We start from the raw sequence: 13,347 nt of genomic DNA, 5'->3' as shown, positions 1-13,347 counted from the left end.
CCAAAAAGGAAACTCTTCTTCCCTGTTAATATGTAAGGATTATTTAACCGCATCTTTTAACGCTTTACCAGGTTTGAATGCAGGTACTTTACTTGCAGCGATTTCAATCTCCTCACCTGTTTGTGGGTTACGACCTTTACGAGCCGCACGCTCACGAACTTCGAAGTTACCGAATCCGATCAGTTGTACTTTATCACCTTGTTTTAAAGCTTCTAAGATAGAATCAAAAACAGCGTCTACTGCTTTTGTTGCGTCCTTTTTAGAAAGGGAACTTGCTTCTGCAACAGCATTGATTAAATCTGTCTTGTTCATGCCATTCACCTCCTCCCAAAGATAAGACTGTATAATGATCATAAAATGAGTCTTACTTTCATTTGTAGGCAATTTTTACAAATTCTATACTACAAAGATGTAGATAAATCATTATCAACGCCTATATTATACGATTCTCCCTTATAATTCAATATTTTTAAGGAAATTGTTACTCTGAAAATGTGAAAATCTGATGAAACTTGACAATTTACAACAATGTATTAGATAATGACTGTTTATTTTTCTATTTTATAATCGAAAAAACAAAAAATCCCTCTACAATGAGAGGGATTTTTCTTATAGTATAATCGCAATTAATCCGCCAGATCCTTCATTAATAATTCTTTCTAGCGTTTCTTTTAATTTATATCTAGCATTTTCTGGCATTAAAGATAATTTCGCCTGAATTCCTTCTCGAACAATCGAGCTAAGCGAACGTCCAAATATATCAGAATTCCAAATTGATAACGGGTCATCTTCAAAATCTTGCATTAAATAACGAACTAATTCTTCACTTTGCTTTTCAGTACCAATGATCGGCTCAAACGTTGACTCTACATCTACTTTAATCATATGAATAGATGGCGCTACCGCTTTTAACTTCACACCAAACCTTGAACCGTGACGAATAATTTCTGGCTCATCTAAGCTCATATCCGCTAGTGCAGGCGCTGCTACACCATATCCTGTTTGCTTAACCATACGCAGTGCATCCGCCACCTGATCGTATTCTATTTTCGCATGAGATAAATCGAGCATAAGCTTCAATAAATGATCTTTCCCTCGAATTTCTACTCCTACTACTTCTTTTAAAATCTGATCATATAATTCATCTGGCGCATATAAATCAATCTCCGCCACACCTTGCCCCATATCAATGCCAGCTAGGCTCGCTCGATCAATAAATTCATATTGACTAAACTGCCAAACAACGCGATCAACATCACGAAGACGTTTTATATCCTTCACAGTTTCTTGAACTGCTTCTTGATAACTTCGACGCAACCAGTGCCCTTCATTTAGCACCATTACCCAGCTCGGAAGGTTCACATTCACTTCTAATACAGGGAATTCAAATAGCGCTTCACGAAGTACATTATATACATCTGTTTCTCTTAAACTCTCCACACTCATTGCAATAACCGGGATATCATATTCTTCTGATAAACTTTGGCGTAATTGCTCTGTATCTGGATGATACGGCTGTACCGTATTAATTATCATAATGAAAGGTTTTCCTACTTCTTTCAACTCATTTACAACGCGTTCTTCTGCCTCTATATAATCTCTTCTTGGAATTTCACCAATTGTTCCATCTGTTGTAATTACAACACCAATTGTTGAATGTTCTTGAATTACTTTACGCGTGCCGATTTCTGCAGCTTCATGGAATGGAATAGGTTCTTCATACCAAGGGGTATTAATCATGCGCGGGCCATTCTCATCTTCATAGCCCTTCGCTCCTGGAACCGTATATCCAACACAATCTACTAATCGAATGTTCACTTCAAGCCCTTCATCTACTTCGATAGAAACCGCTTGGTTTGGAACAAACTTCGGTTCCGTCGTCATAATTGTACGACCAGCAGCACTTTGAGGCAATTCATCCTGCGCTCTTTGACGGTCAGACTCATTCTCAATATTTGGAATAACCACAAGTTCCATAAATTTTTTAATGAATGTTGATTTCCCTGTTCGAACAGCTCCTACAACTCCAAAATAAATATCACCGCCTGTTCGTTCTGCAATATCTTTAAAAATATCTACCTTTTCCAAGTGATTCCCTCCCTCAAAATTTTTGGGAATAATTCCGCGTTTATAGTCAACTAATACCTTCTCTAACGTTGCCTATAATATCTGATATAATATAATGGTATTCTAGAAGTTCGGACAATATATCATATAATTTTGTCCAATTTCATATGACTATTAAAAAATATCTTTTGTTTGCATCGTAAGTTGTATAACATAAAAAACCTTTCTTCTAGAACTTATTCACTAAAAGAAAGGTTCATGACTTATCATTTTAAAAAAATTGGTTCTCCGTCCTTTACTGTGTACGGTAAGGAATAAGCTGGTACAAACGGGGAAGCTTTCAAAAGTATATTCCGAATATCTTCTCCCTCCGTAAACTGCCCTTCATTTTTTTTCAAAGCGTCATATAAGTCGATTCTATAATCAACAAAAACTTCTCCTTTTTCATTAATTACAAAAGGAAGTCCCTTACCAGAATATGGGCTTGTCACTTGTGGCACATCTTTATATCCTAGTTTTTTGAAATCCAGTTCATATACACCATCTGAAATTACTTTTTTAAAAGGTGGATATTGATGTTCATCACGATACATCCTAAGCTTTAAAGATAGTTCCTGAACTTGTTCAGCCATCCTAACATCAATTAATTTTACTGTTGGATTTGTTTCAACGTCTATTAATACGTATTGATATACCCCTCCACTTTCATACGCATTCCCCGGTGCTTCTTGTATGTAGCGCGGAGCAATCTGTTGAAAATCAATTGGATACTTTTGATAAATAGGTGTACTCATATCCCTCGTCTTAATTGGCAATATCCCATCATTTTGCTCCTTAAATGTCACAACAGCTTTTTGAACAACCTGTAGCTGATCTTCATAAGGAACCGCATTTTGTTTCATATTTTCTTTCGGATACAGACACCCCGTTAAAAGGCTCATACAACAAAATATTAAAATAACATGGACTTTTTTCACTAGCAATCACCTTTTCATACTAATATAACTTGCTCGTATGTAGTATTTTCGAGACCATTCCAATTACTGCTGTACAGGTCCACTAAATACAACAAGAAAAATAACAATTCCTGACACAATCATAAGGGTGTACGCTACTAATGCTGTAATCCCTTTCAAAAATTTATTCTTTATTTTATGTCTACTTAATAAAATGAAACTTACTGCAAAAAACATAAATCCAATTGCTCCTAAAGCCAACCACATTTTCATAAGCCCTTCTGACATATACACACCCCTTTTTATTAATCTATTTTTATACTATTTTAACAAATTAAAATCTTTAAACAAATACAAAAAGAACATTTTACTACAAATTGCGAATATGTAACTTTAATCAATAGGTTTTCCAGTATTTTTCACCAATCTAGATAAAAATAAAACCGAAGCGAATGTATCTCTCGCTTCAGTTGACCAAATATGCCCAAAAACAGCTCTATTCCCATTCTTTCATGGCTATCATATGCAATCTACAAACTCTTTGTTTCTCATAATTTATTTTTTAAACATTTTGCTTAACGAGCCAAAATCTGCTGGCATATTATTATTAATAATCGCTTTTACAATTTGATCCTCTTGCTCTTTCGGCACTTCACGTCCCGCCATAAGAGCCACTTGATGAATCAATTGACGAAGTACAGTTTCATCACGTAAATTCGCATTTTGCACGGATGATGCTAATTTAAAAATATCCTCTTTATTTACTTTCGCTTCCTTCTCAATATTATTAAAAATGTTATTATCCATTCTTTTCACCCTCTCCTCAAGTTACTCTTCATCCTATGCAAAAATAAAAAAATGGTGAAAAGACCCATAAAATAAAAAAGCGACAGAAGTACAAATGTACTTCTGTCGCTTTTCTTTACAGTAAATCAGGTATAGCTTCTACTTCATGTTTTCGAACACGTCCCATCAATGAACCTACCGCATCTTTTACGTTATTCCCATTGAACAGCACGTCATATAAAGCAGCTGTAATCGGCATTTCAACTTCCATTTTCTCTGCCAATTCATGAGCAGCTTTCGTTGTTCTTACACCTTCTACAACCATACCCATGCTTTCTAACACTTCTTCTAGAGAGTGTCCTTTTCCAAGCATATTTCCAGCGCGCCAATTTCGGCTATGAACACTTGTACAAGTTACAATTAAGTCTCCCATACCAGTTAGACCAGCAAACGTTAACGGATTTCCGCCCATTTTTCTTCCTAAACGAGCAATCTCTGTTAAACCACGTGTCATCAATGCCGCCTTTGCATTATCACCTAATCCAAGACCATCAGTTATACCAGCAGCTAATGCGATAATATTTTTTAGCGCACCACCAAGTTCAACTCCAACGATATCTGGATTTGTGTATACACGGAAATAACTATTCATAAATAAATCTTGTACTTCCTCAGCCGCTTCCATACGCTTTGCTGCAGACGTAACTGTTGTCGCTTGTCGTAAACCAACTTCTTCAGCATGACTCGGTCCAGACAGTACAACAACATCTTTAATTAAGTTCTCTGGAATTTCTTCCTCGATCACTTCCGAAATACGTTTTGACGTACCAGGTTCAATCCCTTTACTCGCATGAATCCAAGTAATCGGTTCTGTAACAATTTCTTTCATCTCTTGTAATACATCTCTGTACGCTTTCGTCGGTACTACTAGCAGTACTGTATTTACATCTACTAATGCTTCTTCTAAAGAAGAGTAGGCTACGATTGTGCTTGGCAATGTAATGCCTGGGAGATATCGACTATTCTCATGTTTCGTATTCATTTCATCCATAAGTTCTGGGCGATTTCCCCAAATACGTACATCATGTCCATTGTCAGCTAATACCATCGCTAACGCTGTTCCCCAGCTACCTGCTCCTACTACTGTGATTTTTGTCATAAAATCACATCCTCTCCATTAGTCTCTTGCTCGAGCAATAATGTGAATCGGCGTTCCTACAAAACCGAACGCTTCACGTAAACGATTCTTTAAGAAGCGCTCATATGAAAAGTGCATTAATTCTGTATCGTTTACAAACACAACAAATGTCGGTGGTTTTACCGCAACCTGTGTCGCATAGAAGATTTTCAGACGGCTACCATTATGAGTCGGTGTTGGATTCATCGCTACCGCATCCATAATTACATCGTTTAATACGTTTGTTTGTACACGGATACTATGGCTTTCATTTACCTCATTGATAACCGGTAATAACGTTTGTGTACGTTTTTTCGTTTTTGCAGATAAGAATACAATCGGTGCATAATCCAAGAATTGGAAATGAGCACGAATGTTTTCTTCAAATGCCTTCATTGTTTTTTCATCTTTTTTCACTGCATCCCATTTGTTTACAACGATAATAACAGCTCGTCCTGAATCATGAGCATATCCAGCGATTTTTTTATCTTGCTCAATAATTCCTTCTTCTCCGTCTAAAACAACTAAAACAACGTCAGAACGTTCAATCGCTCTAAGCGCACGAAGTACACTATACTTTTCTGTACTTTCATATACTTTTCCTTTTTTACGCATACCAGCTGTATCGATGATTACATAATCTTGATCATCTTTACTATATGGTGTATCGACAGCATCACGCGTCGTTCCTGCGATATTACTTACAATTACACGTTCTTGACCAAGAAGTGCATTTACAAGCGATGATTTCCCTACGTTTGGACGTCCAATTAAAGAGAAACGGATTGTTTCATCGTCATACGCTTCTTCTTCAATCTTCGGAAAATGATTTGCAGCTTCATCTAACAAATCACCAAGTCCTAAACCGTGTGTACCTGAAATCGGGAATGGCTCGCCAAATCCTAATGAATAAAAATCATAAATATCACTACGCATTTCTGGATTATCAACCTTATTTACCGCAAGTACAATTGGTTTTTTAGAACGATACAAAATTTTAGCAACTTCTTCATCCGCTGCAGTTACACCATCGCGACCATTCGTCATAAAAATGATAACATCTGCTTCATCAATCGCAACTTCCGCCTGTTGACGAATTTGTGTCAAGAACGGCTCGTCTCCAATATCAATTCCACCTGTATCAATAATGTTAAACTCATGATTTAACCATTCTCCCGCACTATAAATACGGTCTCGAGTTATACCTGGTATATCTTCTACGATTGAAACTCTTTCTCCAACTATTCTATTGAAAATAGTAGATTTTCCTACGTTCGGGCGGCCTACTATTGCTATTACTGGTTTCGGCATATACTTTCATCCTTTCAACTTGCTTCTGTTTATTATGTAAAAAACCCTTCTTTGTGCAAGAAGGGATTTGCATTCCAGAATATTTCTCAACGTATCAAAACACCTCACATTATAACACACGTTCCTAATGTTTCACAATAATATATACATTCTCTTGTAAGCGATGCGCAATACCATCTAAAATTGCTTCTAAATTATTTGCAACAAATTCTAGTTCCTCCGTCGACTCACAAACAAATAAAGGAGCACCACCTGCAAATTTTTCTGGCGCTGTTGTAATAACTGCCAAGATAACACTTTCTAACATCATCTCTTATCTCCCCTTCCTTTCGGGGCTTCCGATGACATATGGACAGCACTTTCTAACGTTGGTACATTTCCTATGACACTTATCGCTTTCTCTGCATCTTGATCTTGCGGTAAGACAAAAATTCCAACCCTGCCATCCTCTAAATCACGCTTTGCTAACGGTACAAGCGCTGGCGTACCAGAATCTCTATAAATCCCTAACGCCACCGAAACATCGTGTAAAACAGCTTGTCGTTGCCCTAAATTTGAGATTGTCACCATCGCATCAATTGATTTCGGTTTTAAAATAAACCCCATGCCATATTTCATAATCTCTTCTTGCCTCGCCGGCAATCCAATATTCATAATATAAATATTATCAATATACAGTCCTGCCCCTTCAAAACGAAGCGGAACGTGCTCAATTTCAACAAGATCATGTAGCCTTTTTCCAGACATTAATTTTTTCGCAATAAAAAATGCGATTATAGCCATCATTACTCCAGCAATCCATGAACGGAACCCTATATACGCAAACGTCGTTGCAAACGACGTTAACATCGCCAAATAGTTGCGACTTTCAAAAACTAATGCAATTCCTTCAATATATGTATTTCCACGCGGTACGAGCTCATATCCATCTAATTGTTGAAGCGTATTTCTTTCCATATTACGTACATCACGAAATTGCGTTGCTGCTAATGTAAGAAATGTAATGGCAGAAAAATCTTTTTTCAAAATAGACGGGATTGCAATCGCTCCTAAAGCTGCTGCAATTAACCCCATTGCGATATGAATAATTTTCCCATGCAGCCTCGTCGGATATTGCCGCGTATCCGTCCGAAGCATTAACACCCTTGTAACTGTCCCCGCTATTACGCCGCATAAAATGGCTGGTGTATATTCAGTCATGTATTACCCTCGCCTTTCTTTTACGTGTTTTTCTCTTAAACTGTTCCATGTATACTGATGCTTTTGCAATCCAAAACAATACTGCCATGAATAATGTAGAAACGGCGACGATATCAAAAAATGCTAAACTACCGTAATCATATGGAAAATTCAATTTCCGAAAAATAAATGTCACTAGCAACTCTCCTTGTAACATCCCTACATATAGGGAACATAATCGTAGTATGCGATCCCCATGCAATAACACCGATGCATACACAAGAGCACTACTTAGCAGAAAAACTCTATCCACCACAATCCAAATCGGATCATATATCTCTAACAGATGAAAACTTGTATATAACATTGCAATAATAAGCGCCGAAAGTAAGCTATATAATTTTTTCCAAACAGAATATAGCGTGATTCCTATAAAAGAAATAATACAAAGTAAAAGAGCATTTACTGATACCATGAATGAGGCAATCGTTACATGTAACGGAGAGCAAATTATAAAAATCAGTATACAAGCGCCTAACTTCCACCGAATATGGTCCTTTTTCATAAAAAAGGTTACGACAATCCACCCTATCCAAGCTATAAAATAAAAAGTACTTCCATCCATCAACTTCACCTCCTATGTTTTCCATTATGGGAACTTTTTATGAAAGTTAATCCACTTTATTTACGCATAGTTTTTTCTTATAACAGCAACACTTTTAACAAGGAGGTGTTATTCATTATGGGTAAAGATCGCCAAGAACGAAAACTGCGAGAATCACGCCGCGTTGAATCTGATCGTAATCAATCACTACAATATCCAGGTGCAACTGGACTTGATACACCAGAGCAAGCTCGAAAACAAAACCAGCACTAATGAATACAAAAAGACGGTTTCGATATTGTACGAAACCGTCTTTTACATAATCATTTTAATGTTTTGATTTATATTGAAATAATATTTTGTGTACTATATCCTCCTATCACTTCTTTTTACCTCCACCTATTCCCCTTAGAAAATCAAGCTCTCTCAAAAAATCTAGTAACTAATCATCTTCATTTTTTAACCTTTTTTCAATTACAACTTTTATAAAACACCAATTCCATTTTATATTACGAGAAAGAAAAGAAAACAAAACAAAACAAAACAAAAAAATCAACCGAACGGTTGATTTTTTATCTCCTACTATAATGCGCAGTATCAATACCACGCTGCATTAACCAATGATATGTTTCACCTTTTACAACAAGAGGTACAGATTGCAACTCTTCTATCGTCTTCGCACCGAGAGCTGCCATAATAAATTTCAAATCTGTATGCAGAAACTCAATTTCATCCACTAATTTCTCGATACCATCTTCCATTAAAATACGTAAAAAGTAACCAGCAAATGCAGTTGTATTCGCCCCTAATGCGATTGCTTTCGCTACGTCAAGCGCTGTTTGTATACCCCCAGATGCAATAAAAGAGAGGTTATTATTTGTAGAGGTTGCTTCAATAATCGAGGTTGCTGTTTGTATGCCCCAGTTATTAAAATAAGAAAGCATTCGCTGTCTTCTTTCATTTTCAACAGCAGCAAAATTCGTACCACCTTGTCCACCAATATCAATTGCTGCTACACCTACGTTTGCTAACTGTTGTACCGTTTCCTTACTCATCCCAAATCCAACTTCTTTTACAATGACAGGAACTTTACTATTTAAAACAATTTTCTCGATTCGCTGAAGTACACCAGTAAAGTCACGGTCTCCTTCTGGCATCGTTAACTCTTGTATGACATTTAAATGAATTTGCAATGCATTCGCTTCAATCATATCAACGGCACGCTCCGCCTGCTCGATAGTTGCCTCACTACCTAAATTAGCAAAGAAAATACCATTTGGGTTTACCTTTCTGATCACCTTATAAGAAGCAGCCTCACTTTCATCTTTTAACGCCGCCATTTGCGAACCTACAGCCATAGCAAGGTTATGATGTTTCGCTACATATGCTAATTGCTCATTAATATGTAACGTTTTCTCTCCTCCACCACCAGTCATCGCATTGATAAAAATCGGCGAACTTAGTGAAAGTTCGCCGATTTTTGTTTCACATGTTATTGTGTCATAATTTGAATTTGGCAAGCTTTGATGCACAAAACCAATATCATGAAAGCCATGCGTACGAGACTGACCAGTAGAAAGAGCGTATTCAATATGATCTAATTTACGTTTTGCCCTTACCACTTGTACCCCTCATTATTTCTTTAATTTTTTCAGTTGTTCACCAATAATATCACTTAATTGGAAAGTAGCAGAATCAGCATTTGGCTCATACTGACTATAATCTTCAATTACATTATTTTCCTCAAGCGCTTCTTTTATACTTAAAGAAATACGTTTCTCTGCTACGTGAACTTCAAGTACTTTCACTTTTACTTCCTGTCCCATTTCCAATACTTCACTCGGATTTTTCACGTGACGATTTGCAATTTGCGATACGTGTACAAGTCCTTCAACGCCAGGTAAAATCTCAACGAATGCACCAAATGTAACAAGGCGTTTTACTACTCCCTCACGAATATCTCCAGCTTTTATTTCACCAGCAACGTTTTCCCAAGGTCCTGGTTGAGCTGCTTTAATTGATAAAGAAATACGTTGTGTATCAGCATCAACAGATAACACCTTTACCTTAACCTTTTGACCTTGCTCTAATACTTCAGAAGGTTGCTCTACACGTTCGTGTGAAATTTGTGAAATGTGAACTAAACCGTCCACGCCACCAACGTTAACGAAAGCACCAAAGTCAGTTAATCGTTGCACTGTTCCTTCAACAACGTCCCCTTCTTTTAATGAAGAAATTGCTTCTTTTTTCTTAGAATCTAGTTCTAATTCTACTACCGCTTTATGCGAAAGGATTACACGATTTTTTTCACGGTCTAATTCAACAATTTTCACCGCTAATGTTTTACCTTTATAGTCAGTAAAGTCTTCTACATAATGTACTTCTACAAGTGAAGCTGGGATAAAACCGCGAACACCAAGGTCCACAACCAATCCGCCATTCACGATATCTTTTACAGTAACATCAAATACATGACCAGAAGTAAATTTCTCTTGTAATTCTACCCATGCTTTTTCTGCATCAACAGCACGTTTAGATAAGACAAGATCATCTTCTTCTAATTTAATAATTTTCAACTCTAGTGTTTGATCTAATTCTACAACATCGCTTGCTTTTTCAATATGAACGTTAGCTAATTCACTAATTGGAATTACGCCATCTGTTTTGTATCCAACATTTACAAGCACTTGTTTCTCTTCAACTTTCGTTACAGAACCTGTAACAACGTCACCAACTTGTAATTCTTTTGAATCCATAACTTCTTCATTCATTTTCTCTACCATGGAAATACCTCCCTACAGAATTGACAAAGCATTTTTATGTATATACGAAATGAAAACAAAGTTTTCATTTGCATGTTTAAGAATTTCTCATCACATACTCTTTTTCAATATCATTCACAAGAAAATATATTAAACCTATATAAATAGTATACAGCAAAACCAGCTTGAAAAAAGTATGTTTTGAAATATAATAGCGAATATATTCTGACAGTTTTATTCCTCTTTAACTAACTTCTTACAAATCAGCTCATTTGTCAAGGAAAGAGACTCACAATTCACGTATCCTTTACATTTCTATTTAAACAAAAAAAGAAAGAGGACTATCCCCTTTCTTTATTTCGCAAACACTCCTGAAACAATACTCATAATTTTTTGGACAACTTCTTCAATTGATAAAGAAGTCGTATCTAATTCCAATGCATCATCAGCCTTTTTTAGTGGAGAAACTTCGCGTTCTGAATCTAATTTATCACGCTGAGCAATTTCTTCTTTTAGCTGCTCTAAATTAGAATCGAAACCTTTATTTAAATTTTCTAAATGTCTTCTTTCCGCTCTTTCTTCAACAGAAGCAAGCATAAAGATTTTCACTTCAGCATCCGGTAATACATGTGTACCAATATCACGGCCGTCCATTACAACGCCGCCTTTTTTCGCTAACTCTTGCTGACGACGTACCATTTCTTCACGAACAAGGCGATGCTTCGCTACAATAGATACTCGATTCGTCACATCAGGTGTACGGATTACTTCAGAAACATCTTGTCCATTCAAAAATACAAGCTGTGTATTTTCTCCTTGCTGAAACTCAATATTTACATTCTTTACAACTTCCATTAGCTGTTCTTCATTTTCAATGTCTACTTTTTGTTCAAGGGCTGCATATGTAAGCGTACGGTACATCGCGCCTGTATCAATATAAACGTAAGAAAGTTCCTTCGCAACAACTTTTGCCACTGTACTTTTCCCAGCAGCTGCTGGACCATCTATAGCAATTGAAATTCGTTTATCCATTGTAACACCTCATTTTTTCACTTATAAAACAAAACGAAAAGCAGGTGTTCACCCTGCTTCTTCTCATTTGCTTCACGTCATTAAATCCTCAATTATTGTAGCATAATCCTTCATAGAAGAAAATGAAAACTACCTATTCACCTGCAAGATTTCTGCTTTGTTTTTTACCATGACACCTTCGTAATAAACAATTTTAGATAAATATTTCACTGATGATTTATGTATAAATAACAATTGTACAACAGAAAGACAAATGAATTGTATTATTAATATACGAATAAAAATTGTCTCCATCTTTTTCACCGTAATTGCTCCCTCCTATACTATATTTGCACATTTCGTTTCACGATTTTATACATCGTACATATAGCAGTTAATTTTATTGTCATTTTCGAGGCATACTTTTATACATTTCCATTGTCGAATTTACTCAAAACATGTTATGTTCTAAATGTATTTTTTTACTTGAAAGGGGTATAAGCATTGAAAAGAATCCTAGTTTTACACACAGGTGGAACAATTGCAATGGAGGAAGATAAAGAAACTGGGGTCGTACAACCAGGTGAAAAAAATCCTCTTTTAAAATTCATTCCTGATTTAGAAGGCGATGTTGATTTAATCGTTGAAGATGTGTTCCATCTACCATCTCCTCATATGACACCGAGCGAAATGTTACAATTACAAGTCATCATTGATGAAAGAGTAAAACAAGACAATATTCATGGCGTAGTCATTACGCATGGCACGGATACATTAGAAGAAACAGCCTATTTCTTAGATTTAACAGTACAAGCAACTATTCCGATCGTTGTGACAGGTGCAATGCGCTCTAGCAATGAGTTAGGTGCTGATGGTCTATATAACTTCTTATCAGCTGTAAAAGTTGCTAGTTGTGATGAAGCTGCAGGAAAAGGTGTTTTAGTCGTATTAAACGACGAAATTCATTGCGCTACAAATGTAACGAAAACACATACAAGTAATGTCGCAACATTCCAAAGCCCACAATATGGACCAATTGGAATGGTAACAAAACGCGGTGTTGTCTTCCATCACGCTTTAGTACATCACGAAACATATACGATAAACAAAGTGTCTAAAAATGTAGTTGTTCTAAAAGCATATGCCGGCATGGATGATACATTATTAGCAGCAATCGAAAATCTTCCTGTAGACGGTATTGTTATCGAAGCGCTTGGACAAGGTAATCTACCTCCAAGAACACTTCCTAGTCTAGAACGATTATTAAATAAAGGTATTCCTGTCGTATTAGTTTCTCGCTGTTTCAACGGTATCGTTCAAGACGTATATTCGTATGAAGGTGGCGGTAAACACTTAAAAGATATGGGCATTGTATTCACATACGGCTTAAATGCACAAAAAGCACGCATTAAATTACTTGTCGCATTAGAGAATACAAATTCTCATGAATCCATTCAAAATATGTTTATGCACGAATAAAAAGGAGCTGTCGAG

16 protein-coding genes are annotated in these 13,347 nt (G+C 36.4%); 2 read left to right on the top strand and 14 right to left on the bottom strand.

Annotated elements, in window-relative coordinates; translation table 11 throughout:
* Positions 1-39 precede the first annotated feature (39 nt).
* From RT27_RS05675 to RT27_RS05630, 10 genes are all read right to left on the bottom strand, one after another.
* Positions 40-312 (bottom strand): HU family DNA-binding protein, encoded by a 273-nt coding sequence (locus tag RT27_RS05675; RefSeq protein WP_001043860.1) that lies wholly within the window; start codon positions 310-312, stop codon positions 40-42.
* Between the two features lie 297 nt (positions 313-609).
* The gene (gene spoIVA / locus RT27_RS05670; RefSeq protein ID WP_016082263.1) at positions 610-2,088 is read right to left on the bottom strand and encodes a stage IV sporulation protein A; all 1,479 of its coding nucleotides are present in this window, start codon (positions 2,086-2,088) and stop codon (positions 610-612) included.
* Between the two features lie 245 nt (positions 2,089-2,333).
* Positions 2,334-3,044, bottom strand: a complete 711-nt coding sequence (locus tag RT27_RS05665) for a hypothetical protein (protein ID WP_043935496.1) — start codon at positions 3,042-3,044, stop codon at positions 2,334-2,336.
* A 63-nt stretch (positions 3,045-3,107) separates the two neighbouring features.
* Positions 3,108-3,311, bottom strand: a complete 204-nt coding sequence (locus RT27_RS05660; protein ID WP_001289004.1) for a DUF2768 domain-containing protein — start codon at positions 3,309-3,311, stop codon at positions 3,108-3,110.
* A 267-nt stretch (positions 3,312-3,578) separates the two neighbouring features.
* A complete protein-coding gene (locus RT27_RS05655; RefSeq protein WP_000369753.1) occupies positions 3,579-3,830 on the bottom strand; it encodes a stage VI sporulation protein F in 252 nt (83 codons plus the stop codon).
* A gap of 115 nt (positions 3,831-3,945) precedes the next feature.
* Positions 3,946-4,968, bottom strand: coding sequence for an NAD(P)H-dependent glycerol-3-phosphate dehydrogenase (locus RT27_RS05650; protein ID WP_016082265.1), 1,023 nt, complete (start codon positions 4,966-4,968; stop codon positions 3,946-3,948).
* Between the two features lie 18 nt (positions 4,969-4,986).
* Entirely contained in the window at positions 4,987-6,297 is a 1,311-nt protein-coding gene (gene engA / locus RT27_RS05645) for a ribosome-associated GTPase EngA (RefSeq protein ID WP_001125890.1), read from the bottom strand.
* A 124-nt stretch (positions 6,298-6,421) separates the two neighbouring features.
* On the bottom strand, positions 6,422-6,607 hold the full coding sequence (locus RT27_RS05640; protein ID WP_016082266.1) for a hypothetical protein: 186 nt from the start codon (positions 6,605-6,607) through the stop codon (positions 6,422-6,424).
* Positions 6,604-7,497, bottom strand: coding sequence for a YIEGIA family protein (locus tag RT27_RS05635; RefSeq protein WP_016082267.1), 894 nt, complete (start codon positions 7,495-7,497; stop codon positions 6,604-6,606). Before RT27_RS05635 ends, RT27_RS05640 begins: the two co-directional genes overlap by 4 nt.
* The gene (locus RT27_RS05630) at positions 7,490-8,101 is read right to left on the bottom strand and encodes a hypothetical protein (RefSeq protein ID WP_016082268.1); all 612 of its coding nucleotides are present in this window, start codon (positions 8,099-8,101) and stop codon (positions 7,490-7,492) included. The genes RT27_RS05635 and RT27_RS05630 overlap by 8 nt, the downstream gene beginning before the upstream one ends.
* A 117-nt stretch (positions 8,102-8,218) precedes the next feature.
* On the opposite strand from RT27_RS05630, the gene RT27_RS34760 reads away from it, so the two are divergent.
* A complete protein-coding gene (locus tag RT27_RS34760; protein WP_000513902.1) occupies positions 8,219-8,353 on the top strand; it encodes a YpzI family protein in 135 nt (44 codons plus the stop codon).
* Positions 8,354-8,652: 299 nt separating this feature from the next.
* Here the strand turns inward: RT27_RS34760 and RT27_RS05625 are convergent, their stop codons facing one another.
* From RT27_RS05625 to RT27_RS35130, 4 genes are all read right to left on the bottom strand, one after another.
* Complete coding sequence (locus tag RT27_RS05625; RefSeq protein ID WP_016082269.1) at positions 8,653-9,702, bottom strand: type 2 isopentenyl-diphosphate Delta-isomerase; 1,050 nt, start codon at positions 9,700-9,702, stop codon at positions 8,653-8,655.
* A 12-nt stretch (positions 9,703-9,714) separates the two neighbouring features.
* The gene (gene rpsA / locus RT27_RS05620; RefSeq protein WP_016082270.1) at positions 9,715-10,863 is read right to left on the bottom strand and encodes a 30S ribosomal protein S1; all 1,149 of its coding nucleotides are present in this window, start codon (positions 10,861-10,863) and stop codon (positions 9,715-9,717) included.
* 333 nt (positions 10,864-11,196) lie between these two features.
* Positions 11,197-11,874: a (d)CMP kinase gene (gene cmk, locus RT27_RS05615; protein ID WP_000361252.1), complete on the bottom strand. Its 678-nt coding sequence runs from the start codon at positions 11,872-11,874 to the stop codon at positions 11,197-11,199.
* Between the two features lie 129 nt (positions 11,875-12,003).
* Positions 12,004-12,177 (bottom strand): YpfB family protein, encoded by a 174-nt coding sequence (locus tag RT27_RS35130; protein WP_016082271.1) that lies wholly within the window; start codon positions 12,175-12,177, stop codon positions 12,004-12,006.
* A gap of 180 nt (positions 12,178-12,357) precedes the next feature.
* On the opposite strand from RT27_RS35130, the gene ansA reads away from it, so the two are divergent.
* The gene (ansA, locus tag RT27_RS05610) at positions 12,358-13,332 is read left to right on the top strand and encodes an asparaginase (RefSeq protein ID WP_080117234.1); all 975 of its coding nucleotides are present in this window, start codon (positions 12,358-12,360) and stop codon (positions 13,330-13,332) included.
* Positions 13,333-13,347: the final 15 nt, after the last annotated feature.

The sequence above is a fragment of the Bacillus sp. L_1B0_5 genome, from assembly GCF_000836715.1.
In the GTDB taxonomy this organism is placed as follows: Bacteria; Bacillota; Bacilli; order Bacillales; family Bacillaceae_G; genus Bacillus_A; species Bacillus_A thuringiensis_S.
This window is presented reverse-complemented; position numbering and strand designations above follow the sequence as displayed.